The organism is Arthrobacter sp. 01N444, assembly GCF_056399305.1.
This window is the reverse complement of sequence record NZ_JBFTRB010000003.1, coordinates 17486-35704: the sequence shown is the minus strand read 5'-3', so window position 1 is coordinate 35704 and position 18219 is coordinate 17486. Positions and strand designations below refer to the sequence as shown.

Here is an 18219-nt window from a genome sequence, read left to right as displayed (position 1 = left end):
ACCGGAACGGAGCAGGGCATGACGGCGACGCCGGGAACCGGGAGTCAGCCGGCCGGCAGCGCCGGAAACAGCGCCGGAAACAACAGCGCCGGAATCAACAGTGCCGGAAACAGCGCGTCGGCGCTGGCCGTGCTCCGCCGGATAGCGTCCACCCGCCCGGCCCAGCCTGCCGGCGAGCGCTGCGAGATGTGCGCGGAGCCCATCCCGGAAGTCCACCAGCACGTGGTGGATCTGGAGGGCCGCTCCCTGCTGTGCACGTGCCGGCCCTGCTATCTGCTGTTCACGGACTCGTCGGCCCATCTGCGCTACCGCTCCGTCCCTGACCGCTACCTCTCGTTCGAACCCTTCGAGCTCGGCCAGGCCCAGTGGGACGAGCTGGAAATCCCGGTGGGGCTGGCATTCTTCTTCTTCAACTCGACTCTTGGCCGGACGGCCGCTTTCTACCCGAGCCCCGCGGGCGCCACTGAGTCCGAACTACCCCTGGCTGCCTGGGCGTCGGTCGAGGCGGCCAACCCGGCCATCACCGTGCTCGCCCCCGACACGGAAGCCCTGCTGATCCGCGCCCCCGGCCCCGACCGGGACCGGGCGGACTGCCACCTGGTCCCCATCGATGCGTGCTACGAGCTGGTGGGCCGCCTGCGGCGGGTATGGAAGGGCTTCGACGGCGGCCAGGAGTCCCGCCAGGAGCTCGCGGGATTCTTCGACCGGATCAGCCGCCGCAGCAGGCCGGGCGCCCGCGCGGCAGATCTGGAGGGACGCCATGGTTGAGCTCGAATTCAGTGTGCTGGACATCGCCCCGGAGCCCTACGCGGCCGCACCCCAGCTGACCGCGCGCCTGCGGATCCAGGAGAAGAGCGGCGCCGCCGTCCATGCCATGGCCCTGCGGTGCCAGGTGTGGATCCTGGCCCAGCGCCGCGGCTACGACGCCGACGAGGAAGCCGGGCTGCTGGAACTCTTCGGCACCCGCGGACGGTGGCCCACCACGCTCAAGCCCTTCATCTGGATGCACAGCGGCGTCCTGGTTCAGGGATTTGCGGACAGTGCGGACGTTGACCTGCCGTTGCCCTGCACGTTCGACTTCGACGTCGCAGCGGCAAAATACCTGAACTCCCTGCGGGACGGGACGGTCCCGCTGGAGTTCCTCTTCTCCGGGACGGTCTTCACGCGCGGCGCGGCGGGCTTCGGCGTCGAGCAGATTCCCTGGGACCGGGAAACGCGGTACGCCCTGCCCGTGGCGGCCTGGCGCTCGCTGATGGACGCATTCTTCCCGAACCAGGGATGGATCCGCCTGGACCGCGACGTCCTCGCGGCCCTGGCCAGGTACAAGGCGGTCCACGGCTTGATTTCCTGGGAGGCCGCCATCGAGGGGCTGCTGGCCGGGGCGGGTGACCCGGTGCCGTGAACACCGGACTCAGCCTGGCCCGCGCCGTCGCCGACGCCGTCCTCTACGAGGGGTACCTCCTGTACCCCTACCGCGCCTCGTCCGCCAAGAACCAGGCCCGCTGGCAGTTCGGCGTGCTCGGGCCGCCGGGCGCGGCTGAATCCGGTGCCGGCGAAGCGCCGGACATGGCAGCGGATTGCCTCCTCGAGCCGGGACCCGCAGCCCGGGTCGACGTGCACCTGCGCTTCCTGCACCTCCAGAGACGGTCCGCCGAACGCGCGGATGACGGCGGATTCACGCCCGTCGACGAACTCACCGTCGGCGCCTCCCGGTGGCTTAGCTGGGACGAGGCAACGGATCAGGAGATCACCCTCGGGCCGTACAGCCTCGGCCAGCTTGCCGCCGGCGTGTCCGCGCCGGTGAACGTGCCGGCGAACGAGGACATCGAGCCCGTGCTGGATTCCGCCGGCGCCATTGCCGGCCGGCTTGTGCGCCGGCGGCGGGAGCTTCGTGGGGAGGTGCGCCTGCTGGCGGCGCAAGTGGTGGCGCCGGGGCAGGCCGCCGGAGCAGATGCCGCGGCGGGGCAGGCCGCCGGAGCAGATGCCGCGGCAGCGGCCGGGCCGGCCCACGGGCCGCTGTGGCGGCTCAGGGTCACGGTGGAGAACGCGGCGGCAGCGGCCACCGACACGCGTTCCGCCATCGAGTACTCGTTCATCGGAGCCCATGTCCTGCTCGCCGTCCACGATGCCGATTTCCTGTCGGTGATCGATCCGCCGGGATGGGCAGCGGCGGCGGCGGCTTCGTGCAGCCAGCACCGCTGCTGGCCCGTGCTCGCCGGCCCCGAGGGGCAGCGCGATGTCCTGCTCCTGTCCCCGATCATCCTCTATGACCATCCGGCGGTGGCACCGGAAAGCACCGTGGAACTGTTCGACGCGACGGAGATCGATGAAATCCTGACCTTGCGGGTGCTCACCCTGACCGATGCGGAAAAGGCGGAGGCCCGGTTAACCGATGCCCGGGCCGCGGCGATCATCGAACGCTGCGAAAACATGACGGCAGAGGAGCTCCAGCAGTTGCACGGCATCCTGCGGAACCCGCACGCCGGTGCGCCCCGCGGACCCGGGAGCATCGGAGGCGACGGCTTCCCCGGCCCCGCGGTCCCGGCCTATCCGGAGTTCTCAGTTCCGGAGTTCTCAGTTCCGGAATTCTCGGTTCCGGGCGCCTCCGACGCGGACACCGGCACGCCGTGGTGGGATCCGGCCCGGGACGCCGCCGTGGATCCGGGATCGGACACCGTCTTCATCGACGGCGTCCCGATCTCACGCGGCAGCAGGGTGCGGGTTGTCCCGCTGCGCCGCGCCGACGCCCAGGACCTCTTCTTCGCCGGCAAGTCGGGGCGCGTCACCGGAGTCCACTTCGACGTCGACGGCGGAACGCACGTCGCGGTGGTCCTCGAGGCCGACCCCGCCGCCGAACTGCAGGAGTGGTACGGACGGTATCTGTATTTCGCCCCCGAGGAACTCGTGCCGCTCACCGCGGCGCCGGCCCCGGACAACGGAAAGGAACCATCACCATGAAAGCTCTGGGCATCATGACAGTCGTGCTCTTGCTGGCCGCGGGCCTGGCAGCAGCCGTCGTCGGCCTGCGTTCAATTCCGGACATCAAGCGCTACGTGCGAATGCGGAGCATGTGAGGCCCGGTGTGAGCGGGGTCCTCGTGGCGGGCGTGGGGAACGTGTTCCTTCGCGACGACGGATTTGGGCCGGCCGTCGCCCGCCGGCTGGCCGAGGAGGTGTCCGGCCTGCCCGGCTGGGCGCCGGAGGAGGTCCAGGTGCGGGACTACGGGATCCGCGGGCTGCACCTCGCCTACGATCTCCTGGACGGGGTGGATGCGCTGGTGCTCGTGGATGTGCTCCCGGCCCCGGCGGACGGGAGCACAAGCGCCGGAACGCTCCGGATCCTGAAGATCCGGGTGGAGGACCTGGAAAGCGGCGGTCCGCTGACGCCGGCCGGCCTGCGGGCCAATCCGGCCTTCGATCCGCATGGCATGGACCCGCTGGCTGTCCTCCGCCGTCTGCGTGTTTTGGGCGGATCGCTGCCGGAGACCTACCTGGTCGGCTGCATCGCGGGGCGAACGGACGAGGGCATGGGACTGTCCGAGAACGTGTCCCGCGCCGTTCCGGCAGCCGTGGAAGCAGTCCGCACCCTGGTCACAGCCCGCATCACGAACGCAGACGCAGCGCCCGCGAGCGCGGCTCCGGATGAAACAGGCTGAGGAGGAACCACGGATGTGTCTGGGAATACCGGGCCGGATCATCGAAGTGATCGACGGCTACAACGGGCAACTCGCCCTCGTGGATGTTGCCGGGGTGGAGCGCAAAATCAACATTGGCCTCCTCGATGACGGCCCCGTGGAGAGCGGCACGTGGGTCCTGATCCACATGGGCTTCGCCCTGGAACGCGTGGACCAGGAAGGCGCCGACCGTGCGATGACGGGACTTGAGCTCATGGGACGGGGCCCGGACCCCACCGACACGGTCCCGTAGCCTTCACTCCCCCACTGAAGGAACTCTCCAACTGAAGGAACTCCCCCACTGAAGGATCTGAAGGCGCCGCTATTCGAGGGCGATCGCGGCGCCGCGGTGCTCCACGCCGGAATTCGCGATCTTGAGGTGGCGCGCAAAGTAGTGCTGGAGCCGGTGGAGCTGGGCGGCCGAGAGCCGGTCGCACACCCAGTCCCAGTGGAGGGACACCATGTCCCCGGGCATGAGGTCAGCGATGAAGCCGGACCCGGCCACGGCGTACTTGGCCGTCTCGATCACCGGTTCCCCCAGCGACAGCGCCATCCCGTCCCACGCCAGGGGCCGCGAGCGCACGAGGGCGCTGTCCCCTTCGACGGCCACCACCTCGCCCCACCGGATGCGGCATTGGTCAAGGACATTCAGGGCCGTGGATGAGCGCCTGTCATCGCGCAAGAGTCCCGTCCACGGATAGATTTCCAGGACGTGGAAACTGTGATGCGGGACGCCGCCGGCCAGGACCCCTTCCATCAGATGCGGGAACTGATGCCCGGTCCGTGCGCGGAACCGGTCCTCCATGGAATTGCCGATGCTGCGCACACCCACGGAGTCCAGCAGCGTGTTTCCCACCCAGTAGGCCTCCACCACCGCGTAGTCCAGCGGGTCCGGGTTGCCGGTGGCACCGGCGATGAGCTCCAGGTACGGCCAGGCGCCGGCGAACCCCTTCGCAAGTTCGCGCAGGCCCGCGTCGGTCACCCCGGACTGGCCATAGTGCAGCAGCGCGTCGCTGTCAGGCGGCCCGCAGCTGCCCCGCGAATTCGGCGGATACGCGTAGCGGACAAACAGTTGGGCGCCGTTGATTTCCATCCCGTGGCCTCGTTTCACAGGGGATATCAGCGAGGCTAGCACCGGCGCCCATCGGCGAACAATGCCCGTCGTGACCGGCATTGACACCCCTGCGCATTCGGCGGATGCTGTGAGGAAATGCCGCACCGGGACCATTGCTGTGGCCGGCGCGGAGCGAAAGGCCGTTGCGCGCGGTCCTTCCCGGGAGGTAGGCCGATGAGCATCCCCGAAGCCAACCGACGATCTGTACTGGCAGCGGCCCTCTACGGCGGAGGGGCGGTGTTCCTCGCTTCCTGCGCCGCCGCCGGCACGGCGCCACAGTCGTCGCCGCAGTCAACGCCGCCGACAGGGGCTGCCGGTACAGCGCCCCCGGGTTCCGCCTCCGGCCCCGCCGGGATCCAGGTGACGGACCAGCGCGGGACGGTCCTGAGTTTCGACCGCCCGGTCACCCGTGTGGTGACCATTCCCATGCCCGCCGCCTCCCTGCTGGCCGCCGTCGACCAGGGCGCCAGCCATCTCGCCGGGATGCACAACGCCTCATGGGTCGCCATGCGCGACGGCGCCATGGGCACCATGTACCCGGAGGCCCTGAACATCCCGCACGACATCGCCACGACCGACTTCACGCCCAATGTCGAAAGCATCCGGGCGCTGAACCCCGACGTCGTGGTCCAGTGGAGCGATGCGCAACTGACGGCACCCCTGGAACAGGCCGGGATGAAGGTCCTGGGCATCACGAACACCGGCACGCAGCAGGACGTGGACACGTGGACCGCGCTTTTCGCAACGATGCTGGGCCGGCCGGACCGGGCCGGGCAGATGAAGGCGCGCAGCGACGGACAACAGAAGGCCATCCAGGCCGAGGCCGCCGCCCGCGGCACCGGCGGCCCGGGCATCATCTACTTCAACAGGTTCAGCGGCGGCCTCAAGGTAGCCGGAAACGGCAGCTACAACGACTTCTACATCAAGCTCATCGGGGCACACAACCCCGCCACCGGCCCGCAGGGCCTTCAGGGCAAGGGCATGGTGGGCGTGGACGTCGAACAGGTCCTGGCCTGGGATCCGGAAATCATCCTGCTCGGGAACTTCGACGACGCGATGCCCGCCGACGTCTACGGCAACCCGGTGTGGCAAAGCGTCTCCGCCGTGCGCTCCCGCCGCGTCTACAAGGTCCCGCTGGGCGGCTACCGCTGGGATCCCCCCGGCCAGGAATCGCCACTGATGTGGCGCTGGCTCACAGATGTCAGTTTCCCCTCCGGCAACCGCTCCACTCTAAGGGACGAGACAAACGACTACTTCGACTTCCTGTACCGCTACCGGTCATCGGCGCCGGAGCTGGACAAGATCCTCTGGACCGAGGCCAACGGCACCTCGGCCAACTACCGGCAGTTCGATGCTTCGTGAGGCCCAGCCTCTGACCACGGGACCCCCCGGCGGCCGGGGACCGGGGCTGCGCCAGGTCATCGGTCCATGCCTGCTTTCAGGAGCAGTCCTGGCGGCCGTGTCGGCGGTTGCACTCGCCAGCGGCCGCTACAGCGTGTCCCTGGACCATGTCGTGCAGATCCTGGCGTCGCGAATAGTTCCCTTCGGCCCGGGCGTTCCCGCGGCCGAGGAAAACGTGGTGCTGCTGGTCAGGTTGCCCAGGGTCCTGCTGGCCCTGCTGGTCGGTGGCGCCCTCGCAATCGGCGGCGCGGCCCTGCAGGCCGTGTTCCGCAATCCCCTGGTCAGCCCTGAGGTCATCGGCGTCTCCTCAGGCGCCTCCTTCGGCGGTGCCCTGGCCCTGCTGCTGGGCCTGGGCCCCGTCGCCCTCGTGGGCGGATCGTTCGGCTTCGGGCTGCTGGCACTGGGAATCGTCTTCCTCATCACGTCCGGGCGGGGCGGCGCCCACATCCTCATGGTGGTCCTCGGAGGAATCGTCACGGCCTCCTTCTTCTCCGCCCTGGTGGCCCTGGTGACGTATCTGGCGGACCCGTTCACCACCTTGCCCGCCATCGTTTTCTGGCTGCTTGGCAGTGTCTCCACCGCCACCTGGGCGAAAGTGCTGGTGGCCCTCATTCCGATCGCTGCCGGCGGCGTCGTCCTGCTGGCCCTGCGGTGGCGGATCAATGTGCTCTCGCTCGGCGACGACGACGCCACCGCCCTGGGGCTCCGGCCCCGCCCCCTGCGCTGGGCGGTCCTCGCCGCCGTGGCCCTCATGGTCGCCGGGGCCGTCGCCGTCAGCGGCGTCATCAGCTGGGTGGGGCTGGTCATCCCGCACCTCGCACGCATGTGGGTGGGACCGGACCACCGGGTGCTGCTGCCGGTCTCCTTCCTGCTGGGCGGGGCCTACCTGATCGCCATCGACACCATCGCGCGCACCGCCACGGCCGGGGAAATCCCGCTGGGCGTCCTGACCGCCCTGATCGGCGCACCGGTGTTCTTCGTGCTGTTGCGCCGAAACCGGGAGAGGATCTGGGACGGTGCTTGAGCTGCGCGGGGCCGGGTTTGGCTATTCACCGCAGAACTGGGTGTTCAAGGATCTCAGCTTCTCGGTGCCGCCGGGCACCGTGACCGCGGTCCTCGGGCCCAACGGCAGCGGCAAAACGACCCTGGTGCGCTGCGCGGCCGGCATGCTGGCCGTACAGGAGGGTGCGGTGCGCAGGTCCGAGACGGCGGGCTATGTTCCCCAGGCGCGCGGCAGCACGTTCGGCTACCCGGCCCTGGACATGGTGGTCATGGGCCGTGCCCGCCACATCGGCGTTTTCCGCTCCCCCGGCAGCCGGGACAGGGCCGCCGCGCTCCGCGCCATGGACCGGGTGGGGATCGCCGCCCTGGCCGACCGGCTGTTTCCGACGCTGAGCGGGGGCGAGCAGCAGCTGGTCCTCATTGCACGGGCTATCGCGGGCGGTTCGCGGCTCCTCGTCCTGGATGAGCCGTCCACCGGGCTGGACCTGAAGAACCAGGTCCGGGTCCTCCAGCTGCTGAGGGAACTCGTGCGGACCGGGATGTCGCTGCTCGTGAGCACCCATCACCCGGACCACGCCCTGTTCCTCGCGGACTCGGTGGTCCTCATGGGCGCCGCGGGTGTGGTGACCGGGCCTGCCGGGCCGCTCCTCGCCGATGCGCAGCTTTCCGCGCTGTACGGCGTCCGTGTCAGCACCCTGAACTACGACGACGCCGGGACGCCCCGCCGCACGGTGGTCACCCCCTTCGGCGCCGACGAGGGCTGAACCGAACGCCCAAGCGCCCGGCAGCTGGGCTGCCGGGCGCTTGGGGCGTCATCGAGCGGTAGTGCGTCCGGTCAGTTTAGGGCCGGGGTGCGGCCCTGGCCGGTTCCCGCGTGGTTCGGGACGGTGCAGGCGCGGGTTCAGGCGTGTGCCAGGACCGGTTGTGCCGGCTGTGCGGGCTGTTCGGCGGCATCCTGTGCGCCGGAGTGGCCGGCCAGCATCGTCTCTTCGTCGAACGGCTCGGCACCGGCCAGGACACGGTCCACGCGTCCGCCGTCGATCTCCTTGACCCAGGTGCCGATCAGCACCGTGGCGACGGCGTTGCCGGTGAAGTTGGTCAGGGCGCGCGCCTCGGACATGAACCGGTCGATGCCGACGATCATGCCCACGCCGCCCAGCAGTTGGGGTGCGTGCGCCTGGAGTCCGGCGGCCAGCGTGGCCAGGCCGGCACCGGTGACGCCGGCGGCACCCTTGGAGGCGATGATCATGAAGACCAGCAGGGAAACCTGGGCGCCAAGGTCCAGCGGCGTGCCCATGGCGTTGGCGACGAACAGTGCGGCCATGGTCAGGTAGATGGCGGTCCCGTCGAGGTTGAAGGAGTACCCGGTGGGGACCGTGACACCCACGACGGGCTTGGACACGCCGAGGTGTTCCATCTTCGCGATCAGGCGGGGCAGCGCGGCTTCGGAGGAGGACGTGGAGAAGATCAGCAGGTATTCGCGGCCGAGGTACTTCATGAGCTTGAAGATGCTGACGCCTGCGACCGCCTTGAGCAGGCCGCCGAGGATCACGACGATGAACAGGGCGCAGGTGATGTAGAAGGCGCCCATCAGGGTCGCCATGCTGATGATGGCCTGGAAGCCGGTTGCACCGACCACTGCGGCGATCGCGCCGAAGGCTCCGACCGGGGCCAGCCACATGATCATGATGAGGATGCGGAACACGAGGGCCTGGCCGTAACCGACGGCCTTGAGGATCGGGGCTCCCTGCGGGCCCATCTTCTGCAGCGCGAAGCCGACCAGGATGGCGGCGAGGAGGGTCGGCAACACGGGAATGTCGCCCGGGATGATGCCCAGAAGGAAGTCAACGGTGCTGTCGACTGCCGCTTTCTTGTTCGGATCATAGGGGGCGAGCTTGAGGCCCTCGCCCGGGTGGATCAGGTTGCCGACCACCAGGCCGATCCCCAGGGCGAACGTGGACATGACCACAAAGTAGGCGAGCGCCAGGCCGCCGACCTTGCCGACCGTGGCGGCCTTGGCGATGGAGCCGATGCCCAGCACGATGGTGCAGAAGATCACGGGCGCGATCATCATCTTGATGAGTTTGATGAAGCCGTCGCCGAGTGGTTTGAGGGATTTGCCGACCTCGGGGAACAGCAGGCCGATAACGGCACCTGCAATCACGGCTACGATGACTGCGATGTAGAGGTAGTGGGACTTGTCCAGTCCCTTGCGCTTCTTGGCCGGAGCGGCGGCCGGTGCTGCTGACTCTCCTCGTTGAGAGGCCATGGTGTTCTCCTTGGATAGGCTGGACTTGGTGCGGTCCTGGCTGTGGTCCGCTCTTGTCCTTCTTGCGTGTAACCCCATCATTGATGAGAAGGTGACGCGCATCACCCTTGCGTTCATATTGGTCATGGAAGGTGTTGATGATCCGGCGCTGGAGCATCGCCCGCAGGCTGTTTGCGGCCAACCTGCTGTTCGTGGTGGCCCTGACGGCCATCGTTGGCACGGCCGTGTTCGTGGACGCGCGCGATCACGCCTACGACGAGGCCGGACGCCGGATGGCCGGCATCGCCACCGCCGTCGCCGACGCCCCCTTCGTCCTGGCGGCGGCGGACTCGGCCGATCCCACGGCCCTGCTGCAGCCGTATGCCCTAAAGACCATGAACGACGCCGACGCGGATTTCATCACGATCATGGCCCCGGACCGCACACGCTGGACCCACCCGCGGGATGAGGAACTGGGCAAACCGTATATCGGCTCCATTGATGCGGCCCTCCATGGCCAGGTGTTCACGGAAGTCGTGGCCGGCACCCTCGGCCCGTCGGTGCGCACCATCGCCCCGGTCAAGGATGCCGACGGCAAGGTCCGGGCGCTCGTGGCCGCGGGCGTGACGGTCCGGACGGTGGACGTCGCACTCTCCGGCCGGCTGCCGGCGCTGCTGGCCATCAGCCTGGCGCTGCTGGCCGGCGGGTCGGCGGCGGCCTGGCTCCTGGGACGGTACCTGCGCCGGGTGACCCGCGGCTGGGGCCCCGAAGAGCTGGGCCAGCTCTTCGCGTACTACGAATCGGTGCTGCATTCGGTGCGCGAGGGCGTGATCCTCATCGACCCCAAGGGCAAAGTGGTGATGTACAACGACCAGGCCGCCGAACTGCTCGGGTTGAGGAAGCAGTCCGCCGACGGCGGTCCCACCTCCGGCGCTGACCGCGGGGTTGCGGGGGGCGGCCGCCAGGCGGCGCCCTCCCTCGCGGAGTTGCCGCTGGCCCCCAGCCTCAAAGAGCTCTTCGAATCGGGGCGGACCGCCCTGGATGAGATCCACCTGACCGGCTCGCGGATCCTGGTGGTCAACCAGGGCCCCGCGGTGGGACCCGAATCTGCCAGCGCCCGCCCGCGCGGAGCGAAGTCCGGCGCTGCCGGCGCTGGCACTCCTGTTTATGGAACGGTCGCCACCATCCGGGACCGTACCGAGATCGAATCCCTGGGCAGTGAACTCGAGACCATGCGCACGCTCTCGGACGCGCTCCGCGCCCAGACCCATGAACACGCCAACCGGCTCCACACCATCGTCTCGCTCATGGAACTGGGCCGGGGCCCCGAGGCGCTGGACTTCGCCACCAAAGACCTGGAACTGAGCCAGCGGCTCACGGATGACATTGTGAGCTCCATCGAGGAACCCGTGCTCGGCGCCCTGATCATGGGCAAGGCAGCCGAAGCACACGAACGCGGCGTCGAACTGACCCTCAATACCAGCGGTTCCACGGCCGTGACCGGACTGGCCGTGCAGGACCTCGTGGCCATCCTGGGGAACCTGCTGGACAATGCCATCGACGCCGCGGCCGAGGCGCCGGCACCCCGGCTCGTGGAGCTGACCGTCGAGACCACCGGCTCCGCCCTGGAGATTACCGTGGAGGACAGCGGCCCCGGGATCGATCCCGCGGCCGTGGAGGACGTCTTCCGGCATGGTTTCAGCACCAAGGCCCCTGGACCGTTCGGACGCGGCCTTGGACTGGCCCTGGTGCGCCAGGCGGTACAGCGGCTGGGCGGTACCATGACAATCACCAGCCCGGCCGGGGCGCTGTTCCGCGTCACTCTGCCCGTCACAACACCGCCGGTCACTCCGCTGCCGGTCACTACCGAGGGACAACCATGAGCGAGATCCGGGTACTCGTCGTCGAGGACGAGCCCATCGCTGCCGCAGCGCACGCCGCCTACATAGAAAGGCTGGACGGTTTCACCCTGGCGGGCTCCGCGCCCGACGGCCAGTCCGCCCTGCGCCTGCTCACCGAATTCTCCGCGGCAGGCAATCCGGTGGAGCTGGTCCTGCTGGACATGAACCTCCCGGACCTCCACGGGCTGGACATCGCACGCCGGATGCGGGCGGCCGGACTGTTCGCGGACATCATCGCCATCACCGCGGTGCGGGAACTGAACATTGTCCGCAGCGCGGTGGCCACCGGCGTGGTCCAGTACCTGATCAAACCGTTCACCTACGCGACCTTTGCGGACAAGCTCGCCAGCTACCGGCTGTTCCGCGAGCAGCTGGCCGCACCCCTGGCCGGGGAAGCCGGAGCCCGGGCGTCCCAAAGCGATGTGGACCAGGCCTTCGCCAGCCTCCGTGCCCCGTCCGAGCTGTCGCTGCCCAAGGGCCTGGCCGTATCCACGCTGGAATCCGTCCAGGACTACATCAAGCAGCAGGCCGAGGCGGTGTCGGCCAGCGAGGTCATGGAGGCGCTCGGGATGTCCCGGGTCACCGCCCGGCGCTATCTCGAATACCTCGCCGACGCCGGAACGGTCTCCCGCGCCGCCCGCTACGGCGCCCCCGGGCGGCCGGAGAACGAATACCGCTGGAACCGGCCGCGGACGTAGGCCTGCCGCTCCCCGTTACCGTCACCGGGAGGGCACTTGCCGGCAATCCCGGGAAACACTGCCGCGAAATGCCGTCCCGGCGGTTTCCTTGTGGCGGGATGATCGCGAATGCTTAGTGCCATGCGGCCGCTGTTGACGTGTCAGGGCAGCGGGGCGGCGCGCGTTGCGAATAGGCGATGATCCGGGTGATCATCATTCGCCGCCCCACTGCGGTCTGGTGCCGGCGGACACTGTGTGTCCGGGCCTTCTGCGTGGTTACTTGCCGCAAACGAAGACTTCATTCAATGCGGCGGGGTCGGCCCGGCTATCGGTAGCCGCACCGCCGGTGGCCGCTCGGTTACATGATGCCGGTGGGAACCAGCAGGACCCAGGCGAGGGCCGGGGCTACGAGCACCACTCCCCCGGCATACGCCATCAGCTGCCGGTACACTCGCTGCCTGTCATTGTCGCGGGCGTTGGCGACCACCAGCGCACCGTCGGTGGAGAAGGGCGAGACATCCACCACCGTGGCAGCTATAGCCAGCGCCGCGACCGTTCCTGATGCGCTCAGCGAGCTGGTAGCCAGGAGCGGACCGGCCAAGGGAATGAACGCGGTCAGCAACGCCGTGGAGGAGGCGAAGGCTGAGCCGACGCCAATGACATAGCAGAGGACCAGCGCCACCAGCAGCGGTGCGCCCAGTGCCAGAGCCTGCTCGGCGAGGGTGTCGATGACGCCAACGTGCTGGAGCAGGGAGACATAGGTGATCATGCCGGCTACCAGCAGGACGGTGGACCAGGAGACACCGCCGATGAACGTCTGGTGTTCTTTGATATTGACCAGCGCCAGCAGGAGCCCGGCGGAGAGTGCGACAAAGCCGATCGGCAGGTGGAAGCCCAGGGTGCACACGAGCATCACCGCGATCAGTGCCAGCGTGAGGATCTGCTGCCCGCGAGGGCGGCTGGTGCGGGCGGTGTCGACGTCGGCATGCTGGCCGCCTTCGCCGTCCCGCAGCCTGCCCAGGAGGGCGAACAGGACGATGGTGAGCACGGAGAGAATGAGGTTAAGAGCGAAGCTGGCGATGAAGAGTGCGCCCTGGGAAATGGGAAATCCGTTCTTCAGGGCGATATCGTGCACCAGCACGCCGGCGACGGACAGCGGGGAAAAGCCGCCGGCGTGGGCTCCGTTGATGATGAATGCGCCCATCAAGACGGGATGGATCCGGGACTCGTAGGCGAAGCCGATGGCCGCCGGCGCCAGCAGCGCGACGGCGGCCGGCGAGAAGGTGCCCAGTGACGTGAGCGCAGCAGCGATCAGGAAGAACACCCAGGGCAGCAGCATCGTCTTGCCCCTGACGAGGCGTACACAGGTCTGGACGATGATGTCGATGGTGCCGTTCCGCTGGGCCATGCTGAAGAAGTACGTGACTCCGATGATCGTCACCACGATGCTGGCGGGGAACTCTTCGAGGATCTGCTTGTCCGTCATTCCGAGCATGAAATAGCCGACGCCGAAGGAGGCAACCAGCCCCATCACGCCGATGTTCAGCGGCCATTTCGTGGCGACGATGAACATAATGACGAGGATGACGAGCGGGATGATTTGGACAGCGGTCATGGAGTGCTCCGGTTGCGGGGTGGCCGAAGGGTTGAAGATATCACCCCCCAGCACGAGCGCAATCAAAGCCAGGAACGCGAACCCGGCGGCCGCCACCAGTAGGATTCGGCGGCGGCGGGTTGGACGCGGGGCATCGTTGTCCCGGGTCTGGTCCGCAGCGACAGCGGTGCGGTGCTCAGTCTTGGTCATGATGGTCTCCTCAGCGGGTGGCTCCCGCGAGGGAGGCAGCGACGGCGCTGCCGGGGACCTCGGGGAGATGGATGATGGTTGTGGCGATGGTGCGGGCCGTGCGGTCGACGCCTACGAGGAGCGTCCCGTCGTGCTCCTCGCTCCAGGTCTCGATGACCCCGGCGGGGGTGCGGAGCCGGAGCGTGCTCCCCAGGGAGTCGCCCGTAATGGTGTGCAGCACGGTGCCGGGGGTGCGGGCGGCCAGGGTCAGGGCGATGCTGCCGGTGATGGCCAGGGCCGGGTGGGGCTTGCCCATGGAGAGCATCATGACGTTGGCGTCGCAGTCTGGGTCAGCCTGGGCGGCCGCGGCGACGATGGCGAGCTTGGGGATGGCCCGGGCCGCTTCGGCTGTTGTGCGGACCAGCCCCATCCGCACCGCCGCCTGCCGCCGGATCTGCTCCAGGGTATCCAGCTGCAGCTCCACTCCGGCGCGCCAGCTGTCGTACCTGGCCGGGTCCAGGCCCAGTTCTTCGGCGTTGACGATCACGACGGGCGCTCCGGCGTCGACCATCGACACAGTCCAGCGGGTTCCGCCGGCGGTGAGGGTGTCAGTGGCCGCACCGGTGGGCAGCAGCGCACCGGTGGTCCTGCCGGCAGGGTCCTGGAAGCCGAGCCCCACAGCGTAGCCGGGGAAGGGTACGCCTGGCGTCCGGGCGTCCGGAACGGAGGCCAGGGCTCCGGCAGGGGTGGCCACGCGCTGGACGATGATTTGGTTGGTGTTGGTGTTGCGGGTGACGATCCGGGTGACGTCTCCGTTGGGGAGCACCCAGCCCTTCTCGATGGCGTACAGACCCACCACCGCCGAGCCGTTCCCGCAGTTGCTGCCCCAGTCCACCGCGGCCTCTTCGACACCGACTTGGGCAAAGGTGTACTCAACGTCGACGTCGCCACTGACGGGCCGGTGCACGATCACGGCCTTGCTGGTGGTCGAGGTGGCGCCGCCGACGCCGTCGATCTGGCGCGGATCCGGGCTGCCGAACAGCCGCGGCAGCAGCACATCCAGGCTGATGCCGCCCGCCTGAAGATGCTCCGCTTCGAACACCCAGCACTTGCTGGTGCCTCCGCGCATCCATTGGGCTTCGATCTTCATGGTGTTTCCCGCTTCTCCTCGTGCCTCAGACTTGAATGAGGACCTGAAAAGAGATTGAGCCAGATCACAACTTTAGACAATGTTGGATTTTTTCAGGGGGATGTAGGATTGCTTAATTCATAGAGCGCTGGAGGATTATTCCCCAGCTGCAAAGCGTCCGTTGCCAGGAAAAGTGCTCGAAGTCCTCAAGGCAGGCCTCGTCCCGGCAGGGAATGAACCAAAGGCGAAGAAGGGTGAAGCGTTGCTAAAGGACGAAGGTCAGGATTTGTTCGACATAAGGCGGCTGGCGCTTCTGCTGGAGGTGGTGGAGCAGGGCTCGATCACCGCGGCGGCCGAGTTGATGATGTACACGCCCTCGGCCGTCTCCCAGCAGCTGCGCAAGCTCGAACAGGAAGTGGGGCAGCCTCTGCTCACCCGCCGCTCCCGCGGGGTGGTGCCCACCGAGGCCGGCCAGGTTCTGGCCGGCCACGCCCGCAAGATCGTCTGGCAGATGCAGGCAGCCCGGTCCGACCTGGGCCAGATTGCCGGCCTCAGACGCGGTTCCCTGACTGTGGGTACATTCCCAACCCTGGCCGGATCCTTCCTGCCCATCGTCATCCGGACCTTCAAGAAGCGCTACCCGGCCATCAGCCTCTCTTTGCGCAGCGCCCGCTTCGACGAACTAGTCGCAGATCTGCAGTCCGGGGTCACGGGTCTGTGCCTGCTCTGGGATTACCCCTGGAACCCGTTCCGGGACGATTCCATCCGCGTAACCGAGGTCTTCCGGGAGAGCACCGTTATCCTGGTGGCCCGCAGCCATCCACTCGCCGAGCGGGAGCAGGTACGCATGGAAGACCTGCGCAACGAGTCCTGGATCGTGCGCGCCGAGGCCCACCCCGTCGTGGAGGTGCTGCAGCGTTCCGCTCACGACGCCGGATTCGAACCGGAGATTGCCTTCCTGGCCAACGACTACCAGGAGGCCCAGGCCATGGTCAGCGTGGGAATGGGCGTGGCTATGGTGCCCAAAACCGCCGTGGCACTTCAGCATCCCGACGTGAAGGTGCTGAGCCTGGGTTCCGCTGCCCCGCTGCGGAGAATACTGCTGGCGCAGCGGGAGGACAAGGTCTATGCCCCGGCCGAGGTGGCCTTCCACTCCACCCTGTTGGAAATCGCCCGCGAACGGGCCGGCGACTATCACTAGACCACGAGGCTGCTCCGGTCACTCCGTAGGGCCGGGGCGCAGGGTGTCGAGCAGCGCGTCGATCACGCCGGCGTCCTCGATCGTGGAGGGCACCACGTAGGTCTCGCCGTCGGCGATCTGGCGCATGGTCTTGCGCAGGATCTTTCCCGAACGGGTCTTCGGCAGGGCATCCACCACGGTGACGTGCTTGAAGTCCGCCACGGCCCCGATGTCGCGCCGGACCAGGGCGATCAGGTCCTTGACCAGGACTTCCTCGGGCACGTCCACCCCGGACTTGAGGACCACGTAGCCGCTGGGCCGCTGGCCCTTGAGCGGGTCGGCGAGGCCGATCACGGCGCATTCGGCAACTGCCGGGTGCTGGCCGATCACCTGTTCCATGGCGCCGGTGGAGAGCCGGTGTCCGGCGACGTTGATGATGTCATCCGTGCGGCCCATGACGAAGACATAGCCGTCCTCGTCCCGGTAGCCCGAGTCACCGGTGGCATAGTAGCCCTCAAACGCCTGGAGGTAGGAGGAAATGTAGCGGTCGTCGTTGCGCCAGAGCGTGGTCAGGGTGCCAGGCGGCAGCGGCAGGCCGAGGACGATGTTGCCTTCCGTGCCGGCCTCGACGTCCCCGCCCGCGCCGTCGACGACGTTGAGCCGGAAGCCGGGCATCGGGACGCTCGGCGACCCGGCCTTGATCGGCAGTCCGCCGAGGCCTCGGGGGTTGGCGCAGATGGCCCAGCCCGTCTCCGTCTGCCACCAGTGGTCGACCACCGGAACACCGAGCACCCGGGAGGCCCAGTGGAAGGTATCGGTGTCCAGCCGCTCGCCGGCCGCGAACAGGGTCCGCAGGCTGGCAATGTCGTACTTGTCCAGGAACCGGCCCTCAGGGTCGGCCTTGCGGATGGCCCGCAGCGCGGTGGGCGCGGTGAACAGCACGTTGACCTTGTGGTCCTGGATGACCCGCCAGAACGCGCCGGCGTCGGGCGTCCCCACCGGCTTGCCTTCGTACAGCACCGTGGTGGCGCCGGCAAGCAGCGGACCGTAGACGATGTAGGAGTGGCCCACCACCCAGCCGACATCCGAGGCGGTCCACATGACGTCGCCGGGGCCGACGTCGTAGAGGTTTTCCATGGTCCATTTCAGGGCCACGGCGTGGCCGCCGTTGTCCCGCACCACGCCCTTGGGCGAGCCGGTGGTGCCCGAGGTGTAGAGGATGTACAGCGGGTCCGTCGCCTTGACGTCCACCGGCGCGGCCGCCTCGGCGGAGGCCATCTCGGTGTCCCAGTCGAGCCACCCGGGGTGCTCGGCCGCCATGGAGGCCACCGTCGAGCCGAAGCCGTCCCTGGCCTTGACCAGCACCGGGGTTTCGGCGGCGCCGGCGATACTGAGGGCCTCGGCGACGGCAGGCAGGTACTCAATCCGGCGCGACGGCTCGATGCCGCCGGACGCCGTCACCACCGCCGCGGGGGCTGCGTCGCGGATACGGGCGGCAAGTTCCTTGGGGGCAAACCCGCCGAAGACGACCGAGTGCACGGCGCCGAGCCGTGCGGTGGCCAGCATCGCGATCACGGCCTCGGGGATCATCGGCATGTAAATCACCACGCGGTCGCCCTTGCCGACGCCGCTGCGGCGCAGGACACCGGCGAACCGGGCCACGAGGTCCGTCAGTTCCGCATAGGTATAGCTCTGCCGGATGCCCACCATCGCGGAGTCGTAGACCAGGGCATCCTGCTGACCCCTGCCCTGGGCGACGTGCCGGTCAAGGGCGTTGTACGACGTGTTCAGGACCCCGTCCGGAAACCAGTCGTAGAGCGGCGCCCGGCCCGCCTCGAGGGCCTGCCGCGGGGACGTCTGCCAGGAGATCCCTTCCGCGGCCTCCAGCCAGAACTCTGCGGGATGTTCCAGGCTCCGTTCGTAGGCTGCCCTGTAGCTCTTGGTGACCATGACGTACATCCTGTCCACGACGTTGTGATGCAGCCATGGTAAACCGGGGCGGACCGGCGATACAAGGGTCATGTATACACAACTCGGCTATTTGTTCACCACAGGCGGCAATTGCTGGGCAACGGGCCGTTGCGTGTATACACTGATGATGTTCCATCCCG

Annotated in this window: 17 protein-coding genes; 12 read left to right on the top strand and 5 right to left on the bottom strand. The window is 68.2% G+C overall.

Annotated features, from left to right (window positions below; genetic code table 11):
* The first annotated feature begins 18 nt into the window (after window positions 1–18).
* The 6 genes from AC1DKN_RS04575 to AC1DKN_RS04550 are packed head-to-tail and all read left to right on the top strand — an operon-like array spanning window position 19 to window position 3926.
* Window positions 19–768 carry a DUF5947 family protein gene (locus AC1DKN_RS04575; protein WP_476870554.1) on the top strand — a complete coding sequence of 250 codons (750 nt, stop codon included), beginning with the start codon at window positions 19–21 and terminating at the stop codon, window positions 766–768.
* Complete coding sequence (locus AC1DKN_RS04570; protein WP_476870553.1) at window positions 761–1402, top strand: DUF6084 family protein; 642 nt, start codon at window positions 761–763, stop codon at window positions 1400–1402. The genes AC1DKN_RS04575 and AC1DKN_RS04570 overlap by 8 nt, the downstream gene beginning before the upstream one ends.
* Window positions 1399–2958: a hypothetical protein gene (locus AC1DKN_RS04565; RefSeq protein WP_476870552.1), complete on the top strand. Its 1560-nt coding sequence runs from the start codon at window positions 1399–1401 to the stop codon at window positions 2956–2958. The genes AC1DKN_RS04570 and AC1DKN_RS04565 overlap by 4 nt, the downstream gene beginning before the upstream one ends.
* On the top strand, window positions 2955–3074 hold the full coding sequence (locus AC1DKN_RS04560; protein WP_018772298.1) for a DUF6893 family small protein: 120 nt from the start codon (window positions 2955–2957) through the stop codon (window positions 3072–3074). The genes AC1DKN_RS04565 and AC1DKN_RS04560 overlap by 4 nt, the downstream gene beginning before the upstream one ends.
* Window positions 3071–3655 carry a hydrogenase maturation protease gene (locus AC1DKN_RS04555; protein ID WP_476870551.1) on the top strand — a complete coding sequence of 195 codons (585 nt, stop codon included), beginning with the start codon at window positions 3071–3073 and terminating at the stop codon, window positions 3653–3655. Before AC1DKN_RS04560 ends, AC1DKN_RS04555 begins: the two co-directional genes overlap by 4 nt.
* 13 nt (window positions 3656–3668) lie before the next feature.
* On the top strand, window positions 3669–3926 hold the full coding sequence (locus tag AC1DKN_RS04550) for a HypC/HybG/HupF family hydrogenase formation chaperone (protein WP_230008283.1): 258 nt from the start codon (window positions 3669–3671) through the stop codon (window positions 3924–3926).
* A gap of 69 nt (window positions 3927–3995) precedes the next feature.
* On the opposite strand, the gene AC1DKN_RS04545 is transcribed toward AC1DKN_RS04550, so the two are convergent.
* Window positions 3996–4766, bottom strand: a complete 771-nt coding sequence (locus tag AC1DKN_RS04545) for a DUF6390 family protein (protein ID WP_476870550.1) — start codon at window positions 4764–4766, stop codon at window positions 3996–3998.
* A 195-nt stretch (window positions 4767–4961) separates the two neighbouring features.
* Between AC1DKN_RS04545 and AC1DKN_RS04540 the strand changes: the two genes are divergently transcribed.
* The 3 genes from AC1DKN_RS04540 (at window position 4962) to AC1DKN_RS04530 (ending at window position 7954) form a co-directional block, all read left to right on the top strand.
* Window positions 4962–6149, top strand: a complete 1188-nt coding sequence (locus AC1DKN_RS04540; protein ID WP_476870549.1) for an ABC transporter substrate-binding protein — start codon at window positions 4962–4964, stop codon at window positions 6147–6149.
* A 97-nt stretch (window positions 6150–6246) separates the two neighbouring features.
* Window positions 6247–7212, top strand: coding sequence for a FecCD family ABC transporter permease (locus AC1DKN_RS04535; protein ID WP_476850389.1), 966 nt, complete (start codon window positions 6247–6249; stop codon window positions 7210–7212).
* Window positions 7205–7954 carry an ABC transporter ATP-binding protein gene (locus tag AC1DKN_RS04530; protein ID WP_476850388.1) on the top strand — a complete coding sequence of 250 codons (750 nt, stop codon included), beginning with the start codon at window positions 7205–7207 and terminating at the stop codon, window positions 7952–7954. Before AC1DKN_RS04535 ends, AC1DKN_RS04530 begins: the two co-directional genes overlap by 8 nt.
* Before the next feature lie 137 nt (window positions 7955–8091).
* Here the strand turns inward: AC1DKN_RS04530 and AC1DKN_RS04525 are convergent, their stop codons facing one another.
* Window positions 8092–9459: a cation:dicarboxylate symporter family transporter gene (locus AC1DKN_RS04525; protein WP_476850387.1), complete on the bottom strand. Its 1368-nt coding sequence runs from the start codon at window positions 9457–9459 to the stop codon at window positions 8092–8094.
* A 137-nt stretch (window positions 9460–9596) separates the two neighbouring features.
* Here AC1DKN_RS04525 and AC1DKN_RS04520 point away from each other — a divergent pair, with 137 nt between their 5' ends.
* Window positions 9597–11321: a sensor histidine kinase gene (locus tag AC1DKN_RS04520; RefSeq protein ID WP_476850386.1), complete on the top strand. Its 1725-nt coding sequence runs from the start codon at window positions 9597–9599 to the stop codon at window positions 11319–11321.
* Window positions 11318–12037, top strand: coding sequence for a response regulator (locus AC1DKN_RS04515; protein WP_223916554.1), 720 nt, complete (start codon window positions 11318–11320; stop codon window positions 12035–12037). Before AC1DKN_RS04520 ends, AC1DKN_RS04515 begins: the two co-directional genes overlap by 4 nt.
* Before the next feature lie 337 nt (window positions 12038–12374).
* On the opposite strand, the gene AC1DKN_RS04510 is transcribed toward AC1DKN_RS04515, so the two are convergent.
* Together AC1DKN_RS04510 and AC1DKN_RS04505 are read right to left on the bottom strand one after the other, a co-directional pair.
* Window positions 12375–13820 (bottom strand): SLC13 family permease, encoded by a 1446-nt coding sequence (locus AC1DKN_RS04510; RefSeq protein WP_476870548.1) that lies wholly within the window; start codon window positions 13818–13820, stop codon window positions 12375–12377.
* 10 nt (window positions 13821–13830) lie between these two features.
* Window positions 13831–14949 (bottom strand): PrpF domain-containing protein, encoded by a 1119-nt coding sequence (locus AC1DKN_RS04505; RefSeq protein ID WP_476850384.1) that lies wholly within the window; start codon window positions 14947–14949, stop codon window positions 13831–13833.
* A 241-nt stretch (window positions 14950–15190) separates the two neighbouring features.
* On the opposite strand from AC1DKN_RS04505, the gene AC1DKN_RS04500 reads away from it, so the two are divergent.
* Window positions 15191–16129, top strand: a complete 939-nt coding sequence (locus AC1DKN_RS04500) for a LysR substrate-binding domain-containing protein (protein WP_476850473.1) — start codon at window positions 15191–15193, stop codon at window positions 16127–16129.
* An 18-nt stretch (window positions 16130–16147) separates the two neighbouring features.
* On the opposite strand, the gene AC1DKN_RS04495 is transcribed toward AC1DKN_RS04500, so the two are convergent.
* The gene (locus AC1DKN_RS04495) at window positions 16148–18058 is read right to left on the bottom strand and encodes an AMP-binding protein (protein ID WP_476857879.1); all 1911 of its coding nucleotides are present in this window, start codon (window positions 18056–18058) and stop codon (window positions 16148–16150) included.
* Window positions 18059–18219: the final 161 nt, after the last annotated feature.

Bases quoted from the DNA above. Each gene is read 5' to 3' on its own strand.
- AC1DKN_RS04575 (WP_476870554.1), top strand. From the start codon at position 19: ATGACGGCGACGCCGGGAACCGGGAGTCAGCCGGCCGGCAGCGCCGGA.
- AC1DKN_RS04570 (WP_476870553.1), top strand. From the start codon at position 761: ATGGTTGAGCTCGAATTCAGTGTGCTGGACATCGCCCCGGAGCCCTAC.
- AC1DKN_RS04560 (WP_018772298.1), top strand. From the start codon at position 2,955: ATGAAAGCTCTGGGCATCATGACAGTCGTGCTCTTGCTGGCCGCGGGC.
- AC1DKN_RS04550 (WP_230008283.1), top strand. From the start codon at position 3,669: ATGTGTCTGGGAATACCGGGCCGGATCATCGAAGTGATCGACGGCTAC.
- AC1DKN_RS04545 (WP_476870550.1), bottom strand. From the start codon at position 4,766: ATGGAAATCAACGGCGCCCAACTGTTTGTCCGCTACGCGTATCCGCCG.
- AC1DKN_RS04540 (WP_476870549.1), top strand. From the start codon at position 4,962: ATGAGCATCCCCGAAGCCAACCGACGATCTGTACTGGCAGCGGCCCTC.
- AC1DKN_RS04525 (WP_476850387.1), bottom strand. From the start codon at position 9,459: ATGGCCTCTCAACGAGGAGAGTCAGCAGCACCGGCCGCCGCTCCGGCC.
- AC1DKN_RS04520 (WP_476850386.1), top strand. From the start codon at position 9,597: ATGATCCGGCGCTGGAGCATCGCCCGCAGGCTGTTTGCGGCCAACCTG.
- AC1DKN_RS04515 (WP_223916554.1), top strand. From the start codon at position 11,318: ATGAGCGAGATCCGGGTACTCGTCGTCGAGGACGAGCCCATCGCTGCC.
- AC1DKN_RS04510 (WP_476870548.1), bottom strand. From the start codon at position 13,820: ATGACCAAGACTGAGCACCGCACCGCTGTCGCTGCGGACCAGACCCGG.
- AC1DKN_RS04505 (WP_476850384.1), bottom strand. From the start codon at position 14,949: ATGAAGATCGAAGCCCAATGGATGCGCGGAGGCACCAGCAAGTGCTGG.
- AC1DKN_RS04495 (WP_476857879.1), bottom strand. From the start codon at position 18,058: ATGGTCACCAAGAGCTACAGGGCAGCCTACGAACGGAGCCTGGAACAT.